Source organism: Gluconobacter cadivus (genome assembly GCF_015244745.1).
Taxonomy (GTDB): Bacteria; Pseudomonadota; Alphaproteobacteria; order Acetobacterales; family Acetobacteraceae; genus Gluconobacter; species Gluconobacter cadivus.
Genome location: NZ_JABCQI010000001.1, coordinates 556,389 through 579,769 on the forward strand (window position 1 = coordinate 556,389; position 23,381 = coordinate 579,769).

Sequence of the window (23,381 nt, forward strand, 5' to 3'; positions counted from 1 at the left end):
TGATCCGGTCTTAATCCATCTGGAAGAGACCATGCGCCGATCCATTCTCTCTGCCCTTGTGGCCGCCTGCACCGTACTCGCCCCGCTTGCCGCAGCAAACGCGGCTCCTGCTCCGAATTACGTCGTGCTCGACAACGACTTCCTCGGTCCGGGCGGCTCCAACATCCAGTCCATCATTCCCCTGCTCAACCGCCCCGGCGTGACGCTGCTCGGCCTGACGTCGGTCGTCGGCGATGACTGGGAAAACGCAGGCACGGCGCATGCCCTGCGCTTTCTGGAAATCGCCCGCCAGACGCAGATCCCTGTCGCCGATGGCGCCACCACGCCGCTGGTCAACACCGTCGCGGAGACGAAACTGCGCGAACAGCAGTTCGGCATCATTCCCTGGAAAGGTGCATGGGGCGGCCTCGGCTCCATCGAACACGTCCCGGCCACACAGCCTCCCGTCGGCAAGCTGCCAGAAGGCACGCCCCATACCGCCGCCGACGCGCTTCCAGCCGCCATGTTCCTGATCCGCGAGGTCCACGCCCATCCACATCAGGTCACGATCATCGCCGCAGGTCCGCTGACGAACCTCGCCCTCGCCATCCGGATCGACCCGACTTTCGCCGAAACCGCCAAACAGCTCGTCTTCATGGGCGGCCTGCTCGATGCCAGCATGATGTCCGTCACCGGCAATGCCGATTTCGCATCCGACTTCAACCTGATCATGGACCCCGAAGCCGCCCAGATCGCCCTGACAGCGCCATGGCCCGCCATCACCTGCGTCGGCAACGTCTCGAACGACATCATGATGACGCCCGAACTCGCAAACCGCATCAATGCAAAGCACAACGCCGTCACGGATTATCTGCAAAAGTATCAGGCGCCGCTACCGCTCTGGGATGAACTGACCTCCGCCATCGCCGTTGATCCAACACTGATCACAAAATCCGTCACGGCCATCATGAACGTCAATATCGACCACGGGATGGATTACGGTCACGCCCATATCTGGCCGGATTCAACCGCTCCGAAGGGCATGGGTCTGCGGAAGGTGAAGATCGTGCAGTCCATCGACAAGACGCGCTTCATCAACGAGTTCGTCTCGCAGTCCCAGAACACCCCCGGTACACACTGACCAAGCACGCACTAAGAACTTGAAGGAGGGCATCCGACACCTATGCTGAACATCATCAAACTGGCCGTCGGCTGCCCGAGCATCGAAGTCCTGCGCGAACGGCTGAACCATTACCGCATCAACGGCCGCGCCACCGTCCAGACCCGCACCATGCCCAAACGGGCCGAGGAGGTTCTGGACGGCGGCTCCCTGTATCGCGTGATGGACGGCATGGTCCTGTGCCGCCAACCCATCATCGGTCTGGAAAGCGCCCAGCGCGCGGATGGCAGCACAGGCACGCTGATCGTCGTGTCTGACGAAATCATCCCGGTCCAGCCACGCCCGATGCGCCCGTTTCAGGGTTGGCGCTATCTGGAACCCAAGGACGCGCCCCCCGATCTGGGCAGCAGCCTTGGTCATGACGGCATTGCCGATCTCCCGCCACAGCTTCGGAAGGAGCTGGCCGAGCTCGCCCTAATCTGATCCCCCAAGATCTGCCCCCCGAGGCCGCGCCACATTTTTGCTGCATTCCGGGAACGGAATGGGACGTGAAACGTCATGCCTTTATTGCGGGGAGCCAGAGGATGCTCCCCTCCGGCCTGCCGATCGTCCCAAAGGCGCACCGTGCAGATCAGAACAGAAGGAGTGCCGCCTTTGCCGCCCTTTTCCCGCCTCTCCCAAACAGGCACGGTCGCCGTCACGCTGTCAGCAGCCCTCACTCTCAGTATCAGCCTGACAGCTTTCGCTTCCGATGCGCTTGCACAGACAGCCAACACTGCTGAAACGCCAGCCGCGCTCTCAAAAACCCTGCCCGGCAAGATCGTCTACACACAGCTCACAACGCCCGATCTGGCCAAAGCCAAGGCCTTCTATGGCGCACTGCTGGGCTGGAATTTTCAGGACCGCCCCGTCTCGCGCGGCCATTATGCCGAGGCGCTGGTCAACGGCCATGTCGTAGCAGGACTGGTCGAGCGTCCTCTCCCCGATACGAACAACCCACCCCAGCCGCTCTGGCTTCCGTTCATTTCGGCGCTCGACGTCCCGACAGTGGCCAAGGAATCGCTCCAGTGGGGCGGCAAAATCCTGTACCGTCCGACCGTTGTTCCGGGCCGTGGCGAACAGGCCATTATCGCCGACCCGCAGGGCGCGCTTTTCGCCGCTTTGCACGCCCCTCACGGCGACCGCAACGATACGGACGACACGGTTCAGGGCGACTGGATCTGGCATACAATCCTGACCCCGGCTCCCACAGCCAGCGCGGGATTCTACCAGAAACTCTTCGGCTATCAGGTTGAAGACGCGCCTCCGCCCGACACGCACCAGCACTATATTCTGGACTCACAGTCCATCGCCCGTGCGACCGTCAATCCCCTGCCGGCGCGCCTGCCCCCAGATGCGAGCGCGCGCTGGATCGGCTTCATACAGGTGGACAGCGTCGGGAGTGCCGCCGAAAAAGCCGTGCAGCTGGGAGGACGCGTTCTGGTACAGCCCCACCCCGATCATCAGAACAGCATGATCGCCGTCCTCGCCGACCCGAGCGGCGCCGCCTTCGGCGTCATGGAATGGCATGATCCCAGCGCGGCAGGAGATACGAAATGACCCGTTGGACAACAAAAACCTTCCTGCGCCTTGGCGGTACGCTCTGCCTTCTGGGAATGCTGTCGGGCTGCGGTGACTATGAATATGGCGGCCCCGGCCAATATGGCACCTATTATGGTGGCGGGGGCTATTACAGCAGCACCTATAATCGCGGCTGGGGCAGCACATGGGGGCCCGGCTGGGGCTGGGGACCGGGCTATTACGTCGGCCCCTATCCCGGACGCGGTCCGGGGCGGCCTCCCGGCGTACGTCCCGGCCCCCGGCCTGGAGGACCCGGCCATGGTCCCGGTGGACAGGGGAGGCCCGATGGCAGACCGGGAGGTGGGTTTGGCCATGGACCTGGTGGTGGAAGACCCGGAAGCGGTCAGGGACCGGGAAGGCCGGGCGGCGGAGGAATGGGCGGTGGCAACCATGGCGGTGGCCAAGGCGGTCGTGGACCCGGTGGGCGCCGCTGAACCCCATCATATCTGCTCATGGAAACCGGAGGCGGTTCTCCGCCTCCAGGATCAGACAGTCTTGCGGCCCGCACGCTCCAATGCGGCGATCTCGGCCATGACGTCTCCATTCTCGATCTTCTGGGCAATGTCTGCGAAAGGTGCCCCCGCCTCAAGAGCCGTGGCCGTAGCACTCCAGCGCTCCCCGGCCTGCGCATCTCCTTCACATAACCCAGCCGAAATATCGAACCGCAGCAACGTCGCCTCCCCGCTGAGACGACGCAGCGCCCGCAACAGGGCATGAGCCTGCGTCGCGCGCTCTCCCACTGCCGAAACCCCGCCCAGAACGGGAAGCGAGCCTCTGGCAAACTCGGCCCGTGTGGTATCGATCCCGGCCTGACGCTGGACGCGATCTGTCGTTACGGGATCTTCCCGCTTCAACACAGCCGAAACATACCGCAGATTGCCGATCACTGCCGTCTGCAACAGGCCATCCATGTCCTGCCCCCGCCGCTGCGGGCAGACCGTGAACGCACAGAGCAACCCAATGACACTGCCGAGCGTGTTATCCAGCACCCGCATCCACGCAATGCCTTGCGACGGCATGAGCATTTCCGTCACGACAATGAACTGCGCGCTGATGAACACGACCAACATGGTATAATTGACAGCGCGCATCGCGATCGCCCCGATCACAAAGAGCGCCACCGCCGCCAGCATCTGCGCAGAACCCGGTAGAAACGGCGTCAGCAACAGCGCGAGCACACCACCACCCAGCGTTCCCAGCACACGTTCTAACGCGCGCACCAGCGTTGTCTGACCGGAGGGCTGGATCACCAGAAGCACTGCCACCAGCGCCCAGAAACCATAATCCAGATCCAGCCACCAACTCGTCAGATAGGTTGCCAGCAGACCCACCACGAGACGCAGAGCATGTTGCCAGATCGTCGGCGTCAGACGCGCCGCATGACGTGGCAGTTCAGCATCGAACGGGAGACGCGCCTTTTGCGCCAGCCCTTCGGCCAGTGTTCCCAACGTCCTCGCACTGGTCGCCACAAGTTCGCCAACCGGCCCCGCCGTGGCAGGAATACTCCCCGCCAGCGCCAGCCCTTCAGCGGCCAGATGTTCAAGATCAGGCTCAGGCTCGAGCGCCGCGTCGCTCGCGTGCTGACACAGGGCGGAAAAAGCCGCCAGCGTGCCCCGTGCTTCAAAATCCAGCCCACGGGTTTCGACAAGATGCTCGACGGCCAGCATGGCGGTAAACAGACGTTCCGCCCCGGCCAGCGAGGCAATCAGCCGCCCACGCATACCGTAACTCGCATGTCCGGCATCGATCTGCAGCGCCAGCCCTCGGGCCCGCTCGATGGCCGTACGCACATTCTGCCGGTGTACGGTTTCCTGCAGCCGCCCCGCTGCGATTTCGCCCGCCATAACCGACAACAGCCGGTAACAGGCTCCAACAGCCCGTCGCGCAGGGGCGTAAGGATGCTGCGGCCAGACCACGAGACACAGAAATGCCGCCCAAAGCCCCCCACCCCCAAACGCAAAAGCAACGACGAGAGCGTCCTGAAATCTATGCGCTGGAAACCCGGTGCCCGCCAGCATGACACAGCCCAGCAGCGCACAAAGCAGCGCGATGGACGGCGACAGCGCCCTGGCCAGCCCCGCCATCAGCCCCGTCAGCACGAGCCAAGGCAGCACACCCCAGAGCGGATACACCGCAATTAGCGACGTCACGCCTCCAAGGATCGTGCCGCACGCCGTAAAAAGTCCAAGAATACGAAACTGCTCACGCGCCGTCCCGCCCGGCTCGATCAGACAGCTCCAGAAGGCGGCAAAGCCAGCCCAGGCTAGAACGGCCTGATGTTCATAAATCGCGGGAAGCAGCGCTACGACCGTCGCCACCGCCGCCCGGGTTCCTTCTGCCGGAGCAATCTGCTCCGGGCTTACGGGAACCGAATGACGCGCCAGAAACTGCTTCAGAAAATCAAGCGGTCTCTCCCGCCCCTGTGAGGCGCGGGAGGGAGGCGTCTGGCGGGAAAGCGGCGGGTCAGAGGCCATCAGCGACCGGTCAGAATACGCTCCACGAGCTGGCTGACCGTCGGGACAAAGCCGTTCGCGTAGAACGGGTCGGTTCCGAAACGCCACGCATTCGTGCCGCCGAACATAAGGTTATGGTCGACCACATTATCCTCATCCGCACCGGGCGGAATATGGGAAATGGTCTGGAGCGTCTTCTGAATGCAGAAAGAGCGCGGATCCGCCTTCTGGCCGTTGGTATACGGCTCGCGTTGCATCCAGTTGGAAAAGCGGCACTGCGAGAGACATCCCATGCAGGCCGTCTGATCAGCAAGGATTTCGCGCGCACTTTCGGGCGTCACGAAGACCAGCGTATCGTCCGGCGTCCGCAGAGCCTCGGTAAAGCCCGCGGCTTCCCAGTCTGCAATTCGCGGGCGGTCGGCGGCCGGGACGAACACTTCGCGCTTGCGGGCGCCAACGCCGTAGGACGCCTCGTAGCCGTCGCCAGCTTCCTGACTGTACGGCACCTGACGCTCGGAGCGCTCACACAGATCCTGCAGGAAGCTGTTGCGGACGGCCGAGGAATAGAAACCGGTCGGAGAGAAGCGGTTGAGATATACATCCCCCTCCTTCAGCGTCAGCAGACGGCGCTTCCAGGCATCGGGGATCGGGCTTTCCTGCGTCAGAAGCGGGCGGGTTCCGAACTGGAACACGATCGGCCCCAGCTCCGGATTGCCGATCCAGTCCTGCCAGTCCTCAAGATGCCAGACACCACCGGCCATGATGATTGGCGTCTCGCCCAGACCATAATTCCGCATGACACGGCGCAGTTCGAGAACGCGCGGATACGGATCTTCTGGCGAAAAGGGATTTTCCGTGTTGGACAGACCGTTATGGCCACCCGCACGCCACGGATCTTCGTAAACCACGCCGCCCAGCAGTTCAGGCGCCTTGCTGTACGCACGCCGCCACAGAGCGTTGAACGCCCGTCCCGAAGAGACGATCGGATAATAGGGAATGCCGAAACGGACCGCGATGTCAGACAGGCGGTACGGCATGCCCGCGCCACAGGTCACGCCATGCACCAGCCCCGGAGCGCCTTCGAGAATCCCGATGATGACCTCTTCGGCCCCACCCATTTCCCAAAGGATATTGACGTTGATCCGGCCTCTGCCGCCCGAAATCTCGTGAGCGATCTTCGCCTGCGCGATACCGCCATCAATCGCGTAACGGATCAGTTCCTGCTGACGCTCACGCCGCGTGCGACCATGATAGACCTGCGGAACCGGATGACCGTCCTGATCGTAGCTGTCCGCATTGACAGCCGAAATGGTCCCAATCCCGCCCGCAGCGGCCCAGTGTCCGGCCGAGACGCCCGTAGAGACGGAGACACCTTTGCCCCCTTCGATCAGAGGCAGCACGTCCTGACCACCAAAACGGAGGGTATCAATAGATTTCATGGGGACTGGCTGTCTCCGAAACTCAGAAAAAAAAGGGCGGGGCCTTGTGAGCCCCGCCCCAACACTCACTCGGCGTCGCGACGGGGCGGACGGGCCGGTCGGGCCCCCACGCTCTCCGTGATATCGGCACCCGTGGCCTGATCGACAACCCTCATGGAGAGCTTGACCTTGCCGCGGTCATCAAACCCGATGACCTTGACCTTCACGGCATCGCCCTGCTTGACGACATCGGACGTCTTCGCAACGCGGCCTTCAGCCAGTTCGGAAATGTGAACCAGACCGTCACGCGGGCCAAGGAAGTTCACGAACGCACCGAAATCGGCGGTCTTGACGACCTTACCGTCATAGATGCGGCCGATTTCCGGTTCAGCGACAATGCCTTCGATCCGGGAGATGGCCTTCTGGGCCTGCTCGTCGTTCGCAGCGGCGATCGTCACGGTGCCATCGTCGCCGATATCGACCTTCGCACCCGAATATTCGACGATCTCGCGGATCACCTTGCCACCGGAACCGATCACGTCGCGGATCTTTTCCTTCGGCACGGAAATCGTCGTGATCTTCGGAGCATTGCCCGAAACATCCGAACGACCTTCCGTCAGCGCCTTGGACATTTCGCCAAGGATATGGATCCGGCCTTCACGGGCCTGTTCCAGCGCGATCTTCATGATTTCAGGCGTGATGGACGTGATCTTGATGTCCATCTGAAGCGCGGTCACGCCGTCAGCCGTACCAGCCACCTTGAAGTCCATGTCGCCGAGGTGATCTTCGTCACCCAGGATGTCGGACAGCACGGCGTAGCCACGGTCTTCCTTGATCAGGCCCATGGCAATGCCAGCCACCGGACGCGGCAGGGGAACGCCGGCATCCATCAGCGCGAGCGACGAGCCGCAGACGGTCGCCATGGAGGACGAACCGTTGCTTTCCGTGATCTCGGAGACAACGCGCATCGTGTACGGGAAGGCTTCCTTGGTCGGCAGCAGCGGATGAATCGCGCGCCATGCCAGCTTGCCATGACCGATCTCACGACGACCCGGGGAGCCCATGCGACCACACTCGCCAACCGAATACGGCGGGAAGTTGTAGTGCAGCATGAAGTTGGAACGGTATTCCCCTTCCAGCGCGTCGATGATCTGCTCGTCCTGACCCGTGCCGAGCGTCGCGACCACAAGGGCCTGCGTCTCGCCACGCGTGAACAGGGACGATCCATGAGCGCGCGGCAGGATGCCGACTTCGGCAAGGATCGGACGAACCGTCTTCAGGTCACGACCATCAATGCGGATGCCGGTCTTGAGGATGGACCCACGAACGACCTGCGCCTCAAGCTCCTTGAGCATCGGCTTGGCGAGTTCGACGTCCAGACCTTCCTCGGTCAGGATCTCGTTGATCCGGTCCTTGGCTTCGGCAACCTTCTTGTAACGGGCCTGCTTCTGACGCTCCTTGTAAGCGTCCGCCATCAGCTTGTTGCCGACCTTCTCGACGCGCTTGCGAAGGGCGATTTCTTCCTTCGTCAGCGACGGCAGATCCCACGGAGCTTTCGCAGCGTGCTCGGCCAGCGCGATGATGGCATCGATGACCGGCTGGAAGGACGTGTGTCCCAGCGTGACGGCTTCAAGCATCGTCTCTTCCGAAAGCTCGCTGGCTTCGGATTCGACCATCAGCACGCCTTCGGCCGTACCGGCAACCATCAGGTCGAGCGTGCTGTCCTTGAGTTCGTCATGAACCGGGTTCACGACCAGCTTGCCATCGATGCGGCCGATACGGGCGCAGGCAACCGGGCCGAAGAACGGAATACCGGAAAGCGTCAGAGCAGCCGAGCAACCGATCAGCGACACGAGAGCCGGATCGTTCTCGTTGTCGTAGCTCAGAACCGTTGCGGTGATCTGGACTTCGTTGCGGAAGTTTTCCGGGAACAGCGGACGGATCGGACGATCGATCAGACGGGCGTTCAGGACTTCGGCTTCGGACGGACGGCCTTCACGCTTGAAGAACCCACCCGGGATCTTGCCAGCGGCGTAAGCCTTTTCCTGATAGTTGACCGTCAGCGGGAAGAAGTCCTGTCCCGGCTTGACGCTCTTGGCGCCAACGGCGGTGCAGAGCACGACCGTATCGCCATAGGTGATCATGACGGCGCCGTCTGCCTGGCGTGCGACCTTGCCGGTCTCCAGGATCAGGGGGCGTCCGGCCCATTCGATTTCCTTGCGGAAATAATCAAACATGCATGTTTTCCCAAATTAAGGGTGAAACCATCTCCGGGTGTCCGGCAGGTGGCGGAGCAGCGTTTCGGACGGCATGGCGGTGATGGCGGGAAGTCCCCGGCACGACACCATGTGGCCTGAAACGCCGGTCGCGCACCCGCACCGCCGGACAGGCGATGGCGAGGGTGTCCGGGAGCATGCTCCCGGACAGTTCAACTCAGCGACGCAGGCCGAGACGCTCGATCAGGCTCTGGTAACGGGCCTGGTCCTTGCGCTTCAGATAGTCCAGCAGGCTACGACGCTGGCCGACCATCATCAGAAGGCCACGACGGGAGTGGAAGTCCTTCTTGTGGGTCTTGAGGTGCTCGGTCAGGTTGACGATACGCTCGGACAGGATGGCAACCTGTACTTCCGGCGAACCCGTATCCGTCTCGCTCTGCTTGTACTCAGAAATCAGTGCCGTGCGGCGTTCTGCGGTAATCGACATCGTGTTCTCCAAAAAACTCGTGGTTTTCCAGCATCCGCGCTGCCCTGAGCCGCCCATGACGGACATGACACAGACCCAGCACGTGCTCTCCGATCATCGCGCGCCACAGATGGTCTTCCCCCTGTGACGATGCCGGCAGAGGATGCACGAGGTCCGAAGGGTCTATCGACTGCCCCCAGACAAGCACCCTTCCCTCCGCATCGGTGACGGCCAGCGCCGGGATGTCGACCAGCGCGGTCGCCGCATCCAGCAGAGGAGCCGGAAGAGCATCGGCGTTGTCCACAGTTTGAGTCGATTTGTCCAGTGATATCTGATCGATCGTCAGGGCATGACTCAGATCGAATGGACCGCACTTCGTCCGCCGCAGCACGGAAATATGCCCGACCGTTCCACAGGCCAGCGCAATGTCCCGCGCCAGCGAACGCATATAGACGCCCTTGCCCGACTGCACGTCAAAAACGGCCGTATCCGCATCCGGACGTTCCACCAGCGTTATCGAATCGATCCGCGCCGGACGAGGCGGAAGTTCAGGCGGACGGCCTGCGCGCGCCATGTCATAGGCCCGCTCCCCCCCGACCCGAAGTGCTGAAAACACGGGAGGCACCTGCATGACATTGCCTGTCAGCGCAGGCAGAACGGCAAGAATCTGCTCATCAGTAGGCCGGTTCGGCGACGTCGTCAGAACCTCGCCTTCAAGATCGTCCGTCGTCCGGCTTTCCCCAAAGGTCAGCGTGAAGCGATAACGTTTTGTCGCATCCATAATGTAGGGAATGGTCCGTGTCGCCTTACCGAACGCAATCGGCAGCACACCGGACGCCAGCGGATCGAGCGTCCCGCCATGCCCCGCTTTTTTCGCATCAAACGCCCAACGGAGTTTGTTGACCATATCCGTGGAGGTCGGACCCAGCGGCTTGTCGAGAATCAGCCACCCGTCGATATCGCGTCCACGTTTCCTGCCCATACATCCCGTCCTTGCTTGTGAAGGCCGCTGATAAACCAGCAAGGGGGCAGAATGCAAAAAAACGCCCCTCACCGGACGGGAGGAGCGTTTTTAAAAAATTATTCCGGATCTTTTTCCAGATCCCGCCGGACTTCCGGAGAGCGCATGATCTCGTCGAGTTCCATGGCGTTATCCAGCGCCGTGTCAGGCTGGAAGTGGATTTCCGGAACCGTCCGGAGATTGAGAGCCTTGGAGAGCCCCGTTCTCAGGAACGGTGCCACCCGCTTCAGGGCAGGCAGCAGAACTTCCACATCGCTCCGACCCAGACGCGTCACGAAAGCCGTGGCGTGTCTGAAATCCGGGGAGATGCGGACTTCCGTGACCGTGATGCGCACATCCAGAAGTTCCGGATCGCGGAACTCTGTCCGGGCGAACAGCTCCGCCAGAACACGGCGGACCTCTTCGGCCACCCGGAGCTGCCGGGTGCTGGGCCCCTGGGCAACAACACCTGCCGGGCCCTTCAGGTCATGTTTCGAACGCGAACTCAAGCCGGGATCACTTCCATTTCGTAGCACTCGACGACGTCGCCTTCGCGCAGGTCATTGTAACCCGCAAACGACAGACCACACTCGTAACCGCGCGCCACTTCCTTGACGTCATCCTTGAAGCGCTTGAGCTGGCTCAGCTCGCCCTCATGAATGACCACATTGTCACGCAGCAGACGCACGCCACAGCCGCGCTTGACGAGGCCTTCCGTGACATAGCAACCCGCGACCTTGCCGGTCTTGGTGATGTTGAAGACCTGACGGATCTCGGCGTAGCCCAGGAACTTCTCGCGATGCTTCGGCGCAACCTTGCCCTTGACCAGCTGCTCCACATCATCCGCCACCTGATAGATGATCGAGTAATAGCGGATATCCACACCCTCGCGCTGGGCCAGTTCGCGGGCCTGCGTGGTGGCACGGACATTGAACGCCACGATGATGGCGTCCGAAGCCTTGGCAAGCTGGATGTCGCTTTCCGTGATCTGACCGACACTGGCGTTCAGAACGCGAACCGCAACTTCCTCATGGGCCAGCTTCTGCACCGTCGCGGAAATCGCTTCCGCAGAACCCTGAACGTCTGCCTTGACGAGGAGGGCAACTTCCTTCTGCACACCCGCCTGAATCCGGGCCAGCATCTGATCGAGGGTACCACGGGCTGCAACCTGCGAGGCTGCCTCCTTGTCCTTGATCTTCCGCTGACGGAACTCGCTGATCTCACGGGCCCGGGCATCGTTTTCGACAACGACGAACGGCTCACCCGCACCTGGCACACCCGTCAAGCCAAGAACCTCGACCGGCATGGACGGACCAGCATCCTTGAGCTGACGACCACGGTCATCAAGCACCGCACGGACACGACCCCATTCAGAGCCAGCCACCAGAATGTCGCCCCGACGCAGCGTGCCCTTCTGGACGAGAACGGAAGCCACAGGGCCACGTCCACGATCCAGACGGCTTTCGATCACCACACCTTCGGCAACGCGGTCCGGATTGGCACGCAGATCCAGCATTTCGGACTGAAGCAGAATGCACTCTTCCAGCTTATCCAATCCGGTCCGCTTGAGGGCCGAAACCTCGACGTCCTGGGTGTCGCCGCCCATTTCCTCGACCACGATCTCGTGACTCAGCAGTTCCTGACGGACGCGGTTCGGATTGGCACCCGGCTTGTCGATCTTGTTGATCGCCACGATGATCGGAGCATTAGCCGCCTTGGCATGCTTGATGGCTTCGATCGTCTGCGGCATCACACCGTCATCGGCTGCCACGACCAGCACCACGATATCGGTGACGGACGCACCGCGGGCACGCATGGAGGTGAAGGCCTCATGACCCGGCGTATCGATGAAGGTGATCTTCTTCCCCGACGGAGCCGTAATCTGATACGCGCCGATATGCTGCGTGATGCCACCGGCTTCGCTTGCCGCCACGTCCGTAGTGCGGAGCGCGTCAAGCAGGGAGGTCTTGCCGTGATCGACATGACCCATGACCGTCACGACCGGAGCGCGCGGCAGCAGCTCGTCGGCGCTGTCTTCCACACCTTCGATACCGATTTCGACGTCGCTCTCAGAAACACGCTTGATGCGATGGCCGAATTCCTCAACCACCAGCTCCGCCGTGTCGCCATCGATGCTCTGCGCAGCCGTCGCCATGACGCCCATTTTCATGAGTGCCTTGATGACTTCACCCTGACGGGACGCCATACGGTTGGCCAGCTCGGCCACTGTGATGGTTTCCGGCACGATGACATCACGCACGACGCGGACCTGATCGGAACGCAGACGCTCCAGTTCGGCCTGACGACGCTCGCGGTCGCGCTGACGGCGGACCGAGGCCAGCGAACGGGTCTTGTCGTCATCGCCTTCGATCGCAGCGCGGACGTCGATACGTCCCGAGCGGCGGTCGCTGCCACCGGCTTTGCGGGACGGTGCCGACGGACGACGTGCCGGTGCGGGAGGTGCGCCCGGCCCCGTACGACGGGGCGCAGGACGACGCTCGTCGTCACCACCAGCAGCGGCTGCGCCGGAACGGAGATGAAGTGTTTCGTTATTGCGTGCGGCAGGCGCAGCAGAGGGTGCAGGACGCGACGGCTGAACCGGACGCGGCGGCATGATGGCACGCTCGGCCAGCGGACGCAGACGCTGAACCGGGGCAGCAAGCTGCACACCACCGGTCGAATGCGTACGAGGGTCCAGCGGAGCCGAACGCTCGGCTTCCTCGGCTTCACGGGCTGCAGCTTCAGCTGCAGCCTGTTCCGCTGCACGTGCAGCAGCTTCGGCAGCAGCCTGTTCCCGTGCGGCCTGCTGTTCGCTTTCCTTCAGAGCAGCGATTTCCGCCGCTTTCTGCTCGGCGATCAGACGCTCTTCCTCAGCGGCGCGACGCGCAGCCTCGGCGGCAGACATGATCTGGATCTTTTCTTCTTCACGCCGTGCCGCTTCTTCAGCCGCAGCCTGACGCTGCCCTTCCAGGGCGCGCTGGCGGGCGGCCAGTTCGGCTGCCGTCAGGGCACGACCACCCGGCCGACCACCACGGGCCGCTGCACCGGCACCTGGGCCAGTGGCATTGCGCTTGGGTTTACGCACTTCAACCTGCACGACCTTGGAGCGGCCATGACTGAAGCTCTGACGCACGGAGCCAGCATCCACAGTACGCCCGACCTCCGGCCGTCCAGCGGGGCGAAGCGACAGGCGGCTGCTTCTGGTCTGTTCGCCGCCCTGTGATGGGGTGTTGTTTCCGTCCTGGTTGCGCTCGTTGCCGTCGCTCATAGTTCCGCCTGTTCCTTACTGACCCCTTCAGGGTCTGGGAGCGGACGTCCTGCCACTCCCGAAAATCTCTCATGTTCGGCGATCAGGCGCTGTGCCAGCGCACCGGGCGCCATCACCGCATAGACCGCCCGGTCCCGGCTGAACGCCGATTCCAGGACCCGATCGGGAACTGTCACAACCGGCAGAGAACGCCGGCCCGACACCAGTCTGGAAAATTCGTCCGGACTTGCACTTTCCGAACGGATCACCACCCCTACCCTGCCGGAAGTAAGCCACTCCCGGCATTTCTGAAACCCGCAGACCGTCTGACCGGCTCTCCGAGCCAGACTGACTGCATCCAGCATCCGCTGTACCAGAGCCCCGCCAACAAGATCGGCAAGGTTTTCCGGTACGGACACCTGAGCCTTTGCCGCTCTGGCGAAAGCCTGTCGTGTTCGGGCGCTATCTAACACATCCCGGCTGGCACTCAACCACATTCCCCGGCCCGGAAGTTTTCCGGCGAGGTCAGGGACAACCCGGTTATCGGGGCTGACCACGAAGCGGATCATGCTTTCGGGCGGCTTCTGCTCTCGCGTTACGAGGCATCGCCGCTCCGAGCCGCGACGCCCTAAAGCACCACGAACGGGACCATTATCAGTATCAGAAAGATCAGACGTCGGTCGACTCCCCGTCATCGTTTTCCGTTTTTACCGAGTCGGCTTCTTCGCCATCGAACCAGTGCGCACGGGCTGCCATGATGATCTCATTGGCGGCATCCTCGTCGATAGCCTCGTCACCGAGGATCTCCACCAGTTCGTCGCCTGCGAGATCCGCCAGATCGTCGAGCGTCTTCACGCCCTTCTCACCCAGCGTCACCAGCATCTGGTTCGTAAAGGTGCCCAGTTCGGCCACGTCGTCCGTAACGCCCAGCGCCTTGCGCTGATCGTCCAGAGCCTGCTCCTTGCTGGCCAGATAATCATTGGCGCGATGCATGAGCTCTTCAGCCACGCTCTCGTCAAAGCCTTCGATATCGTTCAGTTCGCCCGGGTCCGTGTAGGCCAGTTCCTCGATGGAATGGAAGCCTTCCGTCACCAGCAGGCCCGCAATCACGTCATCGACGTCCAGCGCCTCGACGAACTGCGAGGAGCGCTTGCGGAACTCTTCCTGACGACGTTCCGATTCCTCGGCCTCCGTCAGAATGTCGATGTCCCAGCGGGTCAGCTGACTGGCCAGACGCACGTTTTGTCCACGACGACCGATGGCCAGCGAAAGCTGCTCATCCGGCACCACGACTTCAACGCGACCCGCTTCCTCATCCATCACCACCTTGCTGACTTCAGCAGGCGCCAGTGCATTGACAACAAACGTCGCAGCCTGCGGGCTCCAGGGAATGATGTCGATCTTTTCGCCCTGCAATTCGGCCACGACAGCCTGAACGCGGGAGCCACGCATACCCACGCAGGCACCCACCGGATCAATCGCAGCATCACGCGAAATCACGGCCATCTTGGCGCGCGATCCCGGATCACGGGACACGGCCTTGATCTCGATGATCCCGTCATAGATTTCCGGAACTTCCTGCGCAAACAGCTTGGCAAGGAAGGCCGGATGCGTCCGGGACAGGAAAATCTGCGGACCACGCGGCTCGTCACGCACGTCATAGATATAGGCGCGGATGCGATCAGAGTTGCGAAAAGATTCGCGGGGGATCAGCTCATCACGACGCAGCAGGGCTTCGGTATGACCGATCTCCACCATGAGATTGCCGTACTCGGTCCGCTTGACAGTCCCGTTGACGATCTCGCCTACGCGGTCCTTGAACTCATTATACTGGCGCTTGCGCTCATATTCGCGCACGCGCTGTACGATGACCTGCTTGGCCGTCTGTGCGGCAATACGCCCGAAATCAATCGGCGGCAGCGGATCGACCAGATGCTCGCCAGCCTTGATTTCCGGCTGGAACTTCCGGGCGATATGCAGCGGGATCTGCGTGTCTTCGTTCTCGACCTGCTCGACCGCCTCGGTCCAACGGCTCAGACGGACCTCACCGCTCTTGCGATCAATCGTCGCGCGGATGTCCTTTTCATGCCCGTACTTTGCACGGCCAGCCTTCTGGATGGCCTGCTCCATCGCTTCGAGCACTTCCTCGCGGTCGATATTCTTCTCGCGGGAAACTGCATCAGCAACCAGCAGCAGTTCGGGACGTGTAACAGACGTGTCCATCAGATCGGACCTCCAGCCAGCATGAGACGGGTCATCACTTCTTTCCCGGCTTTTTCGGATTCAGTTTGGGCGCCTGGCGCGCTTCGCCGCCATCTTCCCCTTCAGGATTGAGCCCTGCAAGAGCAGCGCTCGCCTCGATCAGCGCATCGGTCAGAACCAAACGGGCCTTTCGGATATCCGTCAGCGGCAGAACCGCCTCGGTTCCGTCATCCAGACGGATGAGGGCATTGCCGTCCCGCGCACCCATGACAGTCCCCGAGAAGCGGCGGCGGCCATTGAGCGGCACGTCCAGTTCCGCCTTCGCCAGATGCCCTGCGAATCGTTCCCAGTCCTTGGCGCGCGTCAGCGGGCGGTCGATCCCGGAGGACGACACTTCCAGCATCCATGCGCCGGGGATCGGATCATCAACGTCCAGAATGGCGCCGACGGCGTGACTGATCTGTTCGCAGTCTTCCACCGAAATCAAAGAGCCGTTCGCACGGTCAGCCATGATCTGGATCGTCGGAGTATCGCGCCCCAGCACCGAAAGACGCACGAGTTCGTAGCCCAGATCGGCCAGGGTCGGCGCGATCCGTTCCGCGATACGGGCTTCCAGCCCCGTAAGGTGAGGCAGTTCGATGTCGGAAGAGGCGTGCTGCTGAGACAAGACAAAAAAGGCGGCCCGTCAGGGCCACCCCCCAAATGAGCGGAAGATGAATGGAATGTGCTTTATGTAAGTCACCTCCCCTCAAGACGCAAGAGGAACGCAAATCCCTTTATTCCTGAACAGCTTGTCCATTCGGCGAGTCGAAAGATTTGTTTACATTCCGATGCCTCGAAAGCCCTTGTCTTCGGACGCTGTCAGGAGTGAGATAGTTTTGAAATGACCGTGCAGCCCGATCCCCGTCCAGAACCGCGCCCGCAGCCTCTGCCCGCCGATCCCGCTTCCCGGAGCCGGGCTCTGTGGGGTGGAGGTGGCCTGATCGCGGCCCTGACAGTCGGGGCCGGCGCTTTTTTCTACACACATAATACGGCCACACCCATTGCTGCCGCCGTGGCCCCACCTTCCCAGAACGTGCCAGCCGTACCCGCGGCCCAGACCGCCGCAGTTCAGCTCTCAATGTTACCGCCCGCAAAGGCCCCTGCCGCCCTTGCAAAGAGTGGATTCAGTCCGGCCGACCGCGCCCGCATCCTCGCGGCCGTGAAGGACGGCAAGATGCGCCTCGTGGAAATGCCGGTTCTGGATGCTTCAGGCGCCATCGGTCAGACCATTGACGTCACGGTCTCAGGCCTGACACAGCGCGTGATCCTGAACGGCAGGTTCCAGCATCTCATCATTCCGATTGTCGAAGCCGGACAGATCCTCATCGCCCCGGTCAGCATCCCGCATGCGCCTGCCCTGATCGTTGGTGCCCTTACAGCCCTTGGCCCCGAAGCCCTGCCTGCCCTGACGACGCTGGACCAGCGCGTCCTGCTCAATGTGATCGTCCAGTAAGGAACTGCCCGGTGTTCAAGTCTCTCGTGCCCATGCTCAACCGGGCCATGCCGCTGATGATGGCCGCCTTTCTTATTCTGGCGGTCATTCAGGTCGCGGTCATGCTACACCTGTCGCTGAACGGGCTGTGGGCCGCCATCGAATGGGGACGGCGGTTCTATCTTCCACTGGCAGGCATCAGCGCTCTTCTGGCAGTCACGGGGCTGGCGTATGAAACATCAGCCGAAAAACTGGCGCGTCGCGGACTGCGCCGCAGGAAAGGTCTCATCATGGATGTTCTCAGCCGTCTGACGAACCGCGGAGCCCTTGAAGAACTCATGGCCCGCGAACAGCGCGAAACCGTTCTCGACGCCGACGAACTGGCGGCGTCCCTTCGCGCCCGCGTCATCGGACAAGATCAGGTCTGCGAAGATATCGCCCAGCAGATGCGGCGCCGTCTGGCCCTTCAGGTCCGTGGCAAGCCCGTGGGGATTTTCCTGCTCGCAGGCCCTCCTGGTACCGGCAAGACCTATCTCGCCAAGCAGATGGCCAAGCAGATGGAACGCCCCCTGCTGCATTTCGACATGACGCAGATGTCCAGCGCCCATGCCGCAACGCAGCTTTTTGGATCGCCCAAGGGCTATGTCGGCTCCGACACGTTCGGTAAGCTCACAGGCGGCCTCAAGGACCATCCGGACGCCGTGGTCCTGCTCGACGAAATCGAGAAGGCCCATCCGGACGTCTTCAAGAAGTTCCTGACCGCATGGAATGATGGCCACGTCACGGAGGCCTCCACCGGCGAGCAGGTCTCGACCACGCGCGCGATCTTCATGCTGACGTCCAACATCGCCACCGAAGCCCTGACCGAAATCTCTGATCGCCTCGCCAACGAGCCGGAGAAAATGCGTGCCGAATCGGTCGAGGCCCTGCGCAAATCCGGCTTTGCACCCGAAGTTCTCAACCGTCTGGACCGGATTTTCATTTTCCGTGCCCTGCGTGGTCTGGATCTCGCCCGCGTCGCAGCACTGGAAATCGAAGCCATGATCGAAGGTTACGGTTTGCATGTGGAAACCGGCGGCATCGACGCTGGTGTCCTGTTCCAGGTCATGATGAAGCAGAAAAACCTCGGCACCGGCGCCAGCGCGCGCGATCTTGTCCGCTCCATCGAGGACATGGTCAGTGAAAGCCTGATCGTCGCGCGTCAGCAGGGCGCCAAGCGTGTCCGCCTCGTCACGCAGGACGACGGCACCGTCATCACGGAAATCGCCAGTGATACCGAAGTCCAGCTTGGTCGGGTGAGTCACTGATCCATGACGGCATTCGGACGGCTCTGGCGGCGTGCGCCACTCTGGCGCACCAGCGTGATCGTAACGGTCGGCGCACTTGGCATGGCGGCCTTCTACCCTACCCCGGCGCTCAAGAAAGCCATGCCGTGGCTTCCGGGACATCTGCCGGGCGCGGCACCCGATAACGCCGCTTCCGGCGCATCACAGCCGGACGCGCAGGGGGCACAGTCCAATGGTGCGCCCGGCCTTGGTGACCAGATCGGCGTTCCCGATCCGGGCATCACCGAACACGGCAGCATCACCATCGCCGGACGCATCCTCCCGCTTCCGGCCGGAGACTGGCATCCGATCCTGACCGCCCGAAGCGGCGCACATGGCGAACTCTCCCAGCAGGTTCTGGCCCGGACCGATCGCGGTGTCGTCTCGGGCGTCATCGTCGTGCGCGCCACACAGCAGCCCGTCCCGGCCGATCTGGCCGAACAGCTCGAAACGCCCTGCCATGACGACCGCGATTACGCCGCGCATATCTCAGACAAGCCCGGCGTCTCACAGGAGTGCAGCTACACCAGCAACGCCGTCCTCGAGAACCAGAGCGTCAGCAGTGACCCATTCATCACAGCCGCGTTTAACCGAATGCACACACTCGGCTTTCCGGTCCCGAGCCTGATGATCAATGTCGGCTGGTATTATGCCGCAGCCGCAGGCAAAGGCACCGCTCACATCGAAACGGTCGAAACACTCGTTGCGCCCATTGAACGCGGATCGCGCCAGCTTCTGGCACCGCCGCAATACTGGAACAAAGCCTCAGTTCACAAAAACCCGGAGGCTTCCCAGTTCATTGACGCGCTGGACCGGTGGATGATCGGCTGGTCACGGGTTCTGCGTCAGGGCTTTGACGGAACACTGAATACGGCAACGCTTGTGCCGCCCCTCATCAACGATCCATCCGCCCCGCAGCCTTCCTGAACCGAGCCCGGGCACCCAGCTCTAGTGGTGCCCGGCTCCCGAGAAGCCGCGTCCCAGCCGCCGCTCCGCCATACGCGCCAGTCGCACAAACGGCAGTCCGAGCAGTAGATACGCCATGCCGACCATGATCCCCGTTCCAAAATAATCATAATAGGTCGAGGACAGCCGCACATAGGTCTGGCTCAGCTCCGTCAGCGTGATGACGGAGACGAGCGAACTGTCCTTGAGCAGCGAGATAAAATCGTTGGTCATGACCGGCACAACTGTCCGGAACGCCTGTGGCACAATCACGAGCCGCAGTGCCTGCCAGTGGGTCATGTTCAGCGCAATCGCCGCTTCCATCTGCCCGCGCGGCACGGACAGAAGCCCGGCGCGATAGTTTTCCGCCTCATAAGCTGCATAATTCAGGCCCAGCGAAATCACACCCGCCACGAAAGGCGACAGCCGGATCCCGAATGCCGGCAGCCCATAGAAAATGAACAGCACCTGAATCAGTAACGGCGTCCCGCGTACGACCTCAACATAAATGCCCGCAACAAACCGCAGCGGAGCCGCGCCATAATGCCGCGCGAGCGCAAGCAGAAGGCCGAGTGCCACGGCCAGGACCATGGCCAACGCCGAAACCGCCAGCGTCATCAGCGCCGCCTGCCCGATCAGCGGCAGGAAACTGACATAACGCCGCATCAGAACACGCCAGCCGCTGCCGGTCGTGTTCGCCATGGCCTCCTGATAACGGTTCCACTCCGTCGGTGCGATATCCGGCTGGCTGTTGTCGCCCGTGTAGTTCGCCATCAGCGGCGTCCACAGGTTCCAGCGCGCCAGAATGCGATGCAGCGTTCCGTCCTTGATGATCTCGCCGAGCGCCGCATCCACCTGATCACGCAGTTCCCGGTTTTCGGGCGAGAACGCAATCCCGTATTCCATGCTGCCGATCGGCTCGCCCACGAGCTTCATATCCGGCGAGATACTGCCATAATACAGCGCAATCGGCGCATCGAGCAGGATCGCATCCAGCCGCCCGTTCCGCAGATCCGAGAACGCATTCGTCTCTTCTTCATAAGAGCGCACATTCGAGCCACCCTGCCGCCGCAGCATCCGCTCTGCCGTCGTGTCCTTAATCGTCCCGACGGTATGACCTTTGAGGGCCTCCATCGTATCCAGCCCGGTCTGATCATGCCGGACGATGATTCGCTCGCTCGTCACATAATACGGACGCGAAAACAGAACGGCCGCCTTGTGCTCCGGCGTCATTTCGATGCCGTCCAGCACCATGCCGTACAACCCGCGCGACAGACCGGGGATCAGACCGTCCCAGTCGTTCTGAACAAACTTGGCCTTGCGGTGTAGACGCTCGGCAATCGCGTCAGCCAGTTCATATTCAAAGCCGGTCATCCGCGATTCATGAGCCGGGTCATGGAAAACGTAAGGCACATTCGCCTCACCGTCCGACGCCCAGAGCAGATCCTGCGACGCGGCAGCAGGCGCGTCGGCCAGCGCGACAGAAACGGGGCTGACCGCAAGAGCCAGCACAAGCGCAAGAATTTTCTTCATCACAGAAGCGTCCGCAGGAACTGGCGTGTGCGTCCCTCTCTGGGGTTGGCAAACATCAGGTCCGGATCACCGCTCTCAACGATTTCACCGCCTTCGACAAACAGAACACGGTCCGAAGCCGCACGCGCAAAACGCATGTCATGCGTCACGACAAGCTGCGTCATACCATCATCATCAAGGGCCCGCATCACGGACAGGACTTCCTCTGAAAGCTCGGGGTCCAGCGCGGAGGTTGGCTCGTCATACAGCATGACGGACGGCTTCATGGCGAGCGCGCGCGCAATGGCCGCGCGTTGCTTCTGCCCACCCGAAAGACTGTCCGGATAGCGATCCTTGGTCGCAGCAAGGCCAACCTTTTCCAGCAGTTCGCAGGCAATGGATTGCGCCTCGTCGCGGGACATTTTCTTGACCTGGATCGGCGCCATCATGACGTTATCGAGCACCGTGCGATGGGGAAACAGGTTGAAGGCCTGAAACACCATACCGACATGCGCGCGCAGCTTATGGGCCTCGGCCTCGTTGGCGCGGCTCCAGTGCTTGCCCGTACACGCAACCGTCACATCCTCGATGCGGACAGAGCCTGCATCCGGATGCTCCAGAAAGTTGAGGCAGCGCAGAAACGTGGACTTGCCACATCCCGAAGGCCCGATCATCGAAATCAGTTCGCCCCGCTCCACATCGAGCGACAGGCCCTTCAGAACCTCGTTCCCACCAAAAGATTTGGCGATACCACTCGCCTGCAGCACCAGATCAGCCAGTTCCGGAAACCCTTGAAAAAAGACGCACGATCACACGACCGTGCAGCCCTCATAACGGACCTGAGCACGGGTATCGAGACCTTAATGCAGCGCGCGGCACAATTCATACGATCATCACATTCCGCCCTCCCCACGCACTGACGCCACACCAGCCCTTGCGAAGGATGCCCGCAGGGTCTCTAAAACAGAAAGACACACACCGGGACAGAACCGAACCCCGCGCATGAGACCTTCCGATGACCACCCCGTCTGACTTTCCGCCACCTCCCACGCCCGGCCGCCTGCTCGATGTCGAGGACGTCACGGTGTTCCGTGGAGACCGGCTGGTGCTCGACGGCGTGTCCCTGACGCTGGACGCCGGGGATGCCATGATCCTCACGGGGCCGAACGGGGCCGGGAAATCCACTCTTCTGCGCACGATCTCCGGCCTGCGCCGTCCCGATTCAGGCGAGGTCATCCGCTATGGCGCCCTTGCCTGGCTCGGCCATCAGGATGCCCTTAAGCCGGGCCTGACACTGGCGCAGAACCTCGCTCTGGCTGAAAAACTCGGGACAACCAGCCTGCCCGACGCGCTTGACGCTCTTGATCTTACCCATCTGACCGATCTTCCCGCGCGCCTGCTGTCCTCTGGGCAGAAGCGCCGCGCCGCTTTCGCCCGCGTCATGCTGTCCGGCGCCCCGCTCTGGCTGCTCGATGAGCCAACGGTCGGGCTGGATGTCGCCAGCATCGAACGCCTCGGCGCCGTCATGGCCGCCCATCGCGCCAGAGGCGGTGCGATGATCGTCACGACGCATGTGCCCCTTCCCCTCGACAACACCCGCTCGCACGAACTGCCCTCGCTCGCGCATGTGGACTCCTTCTGGCTGTCATGACCGCTTTTCTCGCCCTGATCGACCGTGACCTCCGTCTGGCGTTCCGCTTCGGCGCCGACACGCTGGCCTCGCTGCTCTTCTTTATATTATGTGGCAGCCTGTTCCCGCTCGCCCTCGGCCCCTCGCCCGACCTTCTGCGACATATGGGGCCGGGTATCATCTGGGTTTGCGCGCTGCTGGCCTGCCTTCTGCCACTGGACCGTCTGTTCGGGGCGGAACTCGAAGACGGCTCCCTCGATCTGCTGATGCTGACCGGTCCGGCCCCTGCCGCCGTGGCCTTCGCCAAAATGGCCGCGCACTGGCTGACGACTGGCCTGCCGCTTCTGATCGCCAGCATCCCGCTTGGCATCATGCTCGGCGTCAAAGGCTCCGAACTGCCGCTCCTGCTGGCCGGTCTTGCGATGGGCACGATGTCCCTCTCACTTCTCGGCGGCATGGCAGCCTCAATCGTACTTGGCGCGCGGCGTGGTGGCGTTCTGCTCCCGCTGCTCGTTCTGCCGTTGGCAACGCCCGTCCTGATCTTCGGCGCGGCCTCGTCCTATGCCGGACAACTCGCCACTTCCCCTGCCGCCAGCCTCGATCTGCTGGGAGCATGTCTTTTCGCCTGCCTGCCGCTGTGCCCCCTCGCCGCCGGGCAGGGCCTCAAGGCCGCCGTAGGTTGAGAGAAATGTTATATCTTAACAGGATGTCATCCGGGGGCCTTTGACGCGATGACACCTTTATGAAACGACTGAACCATATTCGTTTCATATC

21 protein-coding genes are annotated in these 23,381 nt (G+C 62.1%); 9 read left to right on the forward strand and 12 right to left on the reverse strand.

Translation table 11 applies throughout. From position 1 onward, the window contains the following. Positions 1-31: 31 nt before the first annotated feature. The 4 genes from HKD28_RS02545 (at position 32) to HKD28_RS02560 (ending at position 3,153) form a co-directional block, all read left to right on the forward strand. Positions 32-1,120 (forward strand): nucleoside hydrolase, encoded by a 1,089-nt coding sequence (locus tag HKD28_RS02545; protein WP_194266722.1) that lies wholly within the window; start codon positions 32-34, stop codon positions 1,118-1,120. A gap of 42 nt (positions 1,121-1,162) precedes the next feature. Then, entirely contained in the window at positions 1,163-1,582 is a 420-nt protein-coding gene (locus HKD28_RS02550; protein ID WP_194266723.1) for a DUF1489 family protein, read from the forward strand. Positions 1,583-1,753: 171 nt separating this feature from the next. Beyond that, the gene (locus HKD28_RS02555; protein ID WP_235993244.1) at positions 1,754-2,698 is read left to right on the forward strand and encodes a VOC family protein; all 945 of its coding nucleotides are present in this window, start codon (positions 1,754-1,756) and stop codon (positions 2,696-2,698) included. Further along, positions 2,695-3,153: a hypothetical protein gene (locus tag HKD28_RS02560; protein ID WP_194266725.1), complete on the forward strand. Its 459-nt coding sequence runs from the start codon at positions 2,695-2,697 to the stop codon at positions 3,151-3,153. The genes HKD28_RS02555 and HKD28_RS02560 overlap by 4 nt, the downstream gene beginning before the upstream one ends. A gap of 51 nt (positions 3,154-3,204) precedes the next feature. Here HKD28_RS02560 and HKD28_RS02565 read toward each other — a convergent pair whose 3' ends face one another. From HKD28_RS02565 to rimP, 10 genes are all read right to left on the reverse strand, one after another. Then, a complete protein-coding gene (locus HKD28_RS02565) occupies positions 3,205-5,193 on the reverse strand; it encodes an FUSC family protein (protein ID WP_194266726.1) in 1,989 nt (662 codons plus the stop codon). Next, the gene (locus HKD28_RS02570; RefSeq protein ID WP_194261833.1) at positions 5,193-6,611 is read right to left on the reverse strand and encodes an NAD(P)H-dependent flavin oxidoreductase; all 1,419 of its coding nucleotides are present in this window, start codon (positions 6,609-6,611) and stop codon (positions 5,193-5,195) included. The genes HKD28_RS02565 and HKD28_RS02570 overlap by 1 nt, the downstream gene beginning before the upstream one ends. A gap of 65 nt (positions 6,612-6,676) precedes the next feature. Next, entirely contained in the window at positions 6,677-8,827 is a 2,151-nt protein-coding gene (pnp, locus tag HKD28_RS02575) for a polyribonucleotide nucleotidyltransferase (protein ID WP_099286145.1), read from the reverse strand. 196 nt (positions 8,828-9,023) lie between these two features. Further along, positions 9,024-9,293: a 30S ribosomal protein S15 gene (gene rpsO, locus HKD28_RS02580; protein WP_011253110.1), complete on the reverse strand. Its 270-nt coding sequence runs from the start codon at positions 9,291-9,293 to the stop codon at positions 9,024-9,026. Next, on the reverse strand, positions 9,253-10,254 hold the full coding sequence (gene truB, locus HKD28_RS02585) for a tRNA pseudouridine(55) synthase TruB (protein WP_194266727.1): 1,002 nt from the start codon (positions 10,252-10,254) through the stop codon (positions 9,253-9,255). Before truB ends, rpsO begins: the two co-directional genes overlap by 41 nt. Positions 10,255-10,352: 98 nt before the next feature. Continuing rightward, positions 10,353-10,781 (reverse strand): 30S ribosome-binding factor RbfA, encoded by a 429-nt coding sequence (gene rbfA / locus HKD28_RS02590; RefSeq protein WP_194266728.1) that lies wholly within the window; start codon positions 10,779-10,781, stop codon positions 10,353-10,355. Next, positions 10,778-13,540 carry a translation initiation factor IF-2 gene (gene infB, locus HKD28_RS02595; protein WP_194266729.1) on the reverse strand — a complete coding sequence of 921 codons (2,763 nt, stop codon included), beginning with the start codon at positions 13,538-13,540 and terminating at the stop codon, positions 10,778-10,780. The genes rbfA and infB overlap by 4 nt, the downstream gene beginning before the upstream one ends. Continuing rightward, complete coding sequence (locus HKD28_RS02600) at positions 13,537-14,214, reverse strand: RNA-binding protein (protein ID WP_194261828.1); 678 nt, start codon at positions 14,212-14,214, stop codon at positions 13,537-13,539. The genes infB and HKD28_RS02600 overlap by 4 nt, the downstream gene beginning before the upstream one ends. Continuing rightward, positions 14,189-15,742 (reverse strand): transcription termination factor NusA, encoded by a 1,554-nt coding sequence (gene nusA, locus HKD28_RS02605; RefSeq protein WP_099286149.1) that lies wholly within the window; start codon positions 15,740-15,742, stop codon positions 14,189-14,191. Before nusA ends, HKD28_RS02600 begins: the two co-directional genes overlap by 26 nt. 34 nt (positions 15,743-15,776) lie before the next feature. Continuing rightward, positions 15,777-16,388, reverse strand: a complete 612-nt coding sequence (gene rimP / locus HKD28_RS02610; protein WP_099286150.1) for a ribosome maturation factor RimP — start codon at positions 16,386-16,388, stop codon at positions 15,777-15,779. A 216-nt stretch (positions 16,389-16,604) separates the two neighbouring features. Here rimP and HKD28_RS02615 point away from each other — a divergent pair, with 216 nt between their 5' ends. From HKD28_RS02615 to HKD28_RS02625, 3 genes are read left to right on the forward strand one after another with little or no spacing between them, the layout of a single operon-like run. After that, complete coding sequence (locus HKD28_RS02615) at positions 16,605-17,216, forward strand: hypothetical protein (protein ID WP_194266730.1); 612 nt, start codon at positions 16,605-16,607, stop codon at positions 17,214-17,216. A 32-nt stretch (positions 17,217-17,248) separates the two neighbouring features. Further along, positions 17,249-18,502: an AAA family ATPase gene (locus HKD28_RS02620; protein WP_194266812.1), complete on the forward strand. Its 1,254-nt coding sequence runs from the start codon at positions 17,249-17,251 to the stop codon at positions 18,500-18,502. Between the two features lie 3 nt (positions 18,503-18,505). Next, positions 18,506-19,447 carry a hypothetical protein gene (locus tag HKD28_RS02625; protein ID WP_194266731.1) on the forward strand — a complete coding sequence of 314 codons (942 nt, stop codon included), beginning with the start codon at positions 18,506-18,508 and terminating at the stop codon, positions 19,445-19,447. 21 nt (positions 19,448-19,468) lie between these two features. Here the strand turns inward: HKD28_RS02625 and HKD28_RS02630 are convergent, their stop codons facing one another. Together HKD28_RS02630 and HKD28_RS02635 are read right to left on the reverse strand one after the other, a co-directional pair. Then, on the reverse strand, positions 19,469-20,998 hold the full coding sequence (locus tag HKD28_RS02630) for an ABC transporter substrate-binding protein/permease (RefSeq protein WP_194261825.1): 1,530 nt from the start codon (positions 20,996-20,998) through the stop codon (positions 19,469-19,471). Further along, a complete protein-coding gene (locus HKD28_RS02635) occupies positions 20,998-21,744 on the reverse strand; it encodes an amino acid ABC transporter ATP-binding protein (protein WP_062030364.1) in 747 nt (248 codons plus the stop codon). The genes HKD28_RS02630 and HKD28_RS02635 overlap by 1 nt, the downstream gene beginning before the upstream one ends. 248 nt (positions 21,745-21,992) lie before the next feature. On the opposite strand from HKD28_RS02635, the gene ccmA reads away from it, so the two are divergent. Both ccmA and ccmB read left to right on the forward strand, forming a co-directional pair. Continuing rightward, positions 21,993-22,628 carry a heme ABC exporter ATP-binding protein CcmA gene (gene ccmA / locus HKD28_RS02640; protein ID WP_194266732.1) on the forward strand — a complete coding sequence of 212 codons (636 nt, stop codon included), beginning with the start codon at positions 21,993-21,995 and terminating at the stop codon, positions 22,626-22,628. Beyond that, entirely contained in the window at positions 22,625-23,290 is a 666-nt protein-coding gene (gene ccmB, locus HKD28_RS02645) for a heme exporter protein CcmB (RefSeq protein WP_062030368.1), read from the forward strand. Before ccmA ends, ccmB begins: the two co-directional genes overlap by 4 nt. The last annotated feature ends 91 nt before the right edge of the window (positions 23,291-23,381 follow it).

Bases quoted from the DNA above. Each gene is read 5' to 3' on its own strand.
- HKD28_RS02550 (WP_194266723.1), top strand. From the start codon at position 1,163: ATGCTGAACATCATCAAACTGGCCGTCGGCTGCCCGAGCATCGAAGTC.
- infB (WP_194266729.1), bottom strand. From the start codon at position 13,540: ATGAGCGACGGCAACGAGCGCAACCAGGACGGAAACAACACCCCATCA.
- HKD28_RS02630 (WP_194261825.1), bottom strand. From the start codon at position 20,998: ATGAAGAAAATTCTTGCGCTTGTGCTGGCTCTTGCGGTCAGCCCCGTT.
- rpsO (WP_011253110.1), bottom strand. From the start codon at position 9,293: ATGTCGATTACCGCAGAACGCCGCACGGCACTGATTTCTGAGTACAAG.
- truB (WP_194266727.1), bottom strand. From the start codon at position 10,254: ATGGGCAGGAAACGTGGACGCGATATCGACGGGTGGCTGATTCTCGAC.
- HKD28_RS02620 (WP_194266812.1), top strand. From the start codon at position 17,249: ATGCTCAACCGGGCCATGCCGCTGATGATGGCCGCCTTTCTTATTCTG.
- HKD28_RS02565 (WP_194266726.1), bottom strand. From the start codon at position 5,193: ATGGCCTCTGACCCGCCGCTTTCCCGCCAGACGCCTCCCTCCCGCGCC.
- HKD28_RS02560 (WP_194266725.1), top strand. From the start codon at position 2,695: ATGACCCGTTGGACAACAAAAACCTTCCTGCGCCTTGGCGGTACGCTC.
- HKD28_RS02600 (WP_194261828.1), bottom strand. From the start codon at position 14,214: ATGACGGGGAGTCGACCGACGTCTGATCTTTCTGATACTGATAATGGT.
- ccmB (WP_062030368.1), top strand. From the start codon at position 22,625: ATGACCGCTTTTCTCGCCCTGATCGACCGTGACCTCCGTCTGGCGTTC.
- pnp (WP_099286145.1), bottom strand. From the start codon at position 8,827: ATGTTTGATTATTTCCGCAAGGAAATCGAATGGGCCGGACGCCCCCTG.
- HKD28_RS02570 (WP_194261833.1), bottom strand. From the start codon at position 6,611: ATGAAATCTATTGATACCCTCCGTTTTGGTGGTCAGGACGTGCTGCCT.
- nusA (WP_099286149.1), bottom strand. From the start codon at position 15,742: ATGGACACGTCTGTTACACGTCCCGAACTGCTGCTGGTTGCTGATGCA.
- HKD28_RS02625 (WP_194266731.1), top strand. From the start codon at position 18,506: ATGACGGCATTCGGACGGCTCTGGCGGCGTGCGCCACTCTGGCGCACC.
- HKD28_RS02545 (WP_194266722.1), top strand. From the start codon at position 32: ATGCGCCGATCCATTCTCTCTGCCCTTGTGGCCGCCTGCACCGTACTC.
- HKD28_RS02615 (WP_194266730.1), top strand. From the start codon at position 16,605: ATGACCGTGCAGCCCGATCCCCGTCCAGAACCGCGCCCGCAGCCTCTG.
- ccmA (WP_194266732.1), top strand. From the start codon at position 21,993: ATGACCACCCCGTCTGACTTTCCGCCACCTCCCACGCCCGGCCGCCTG.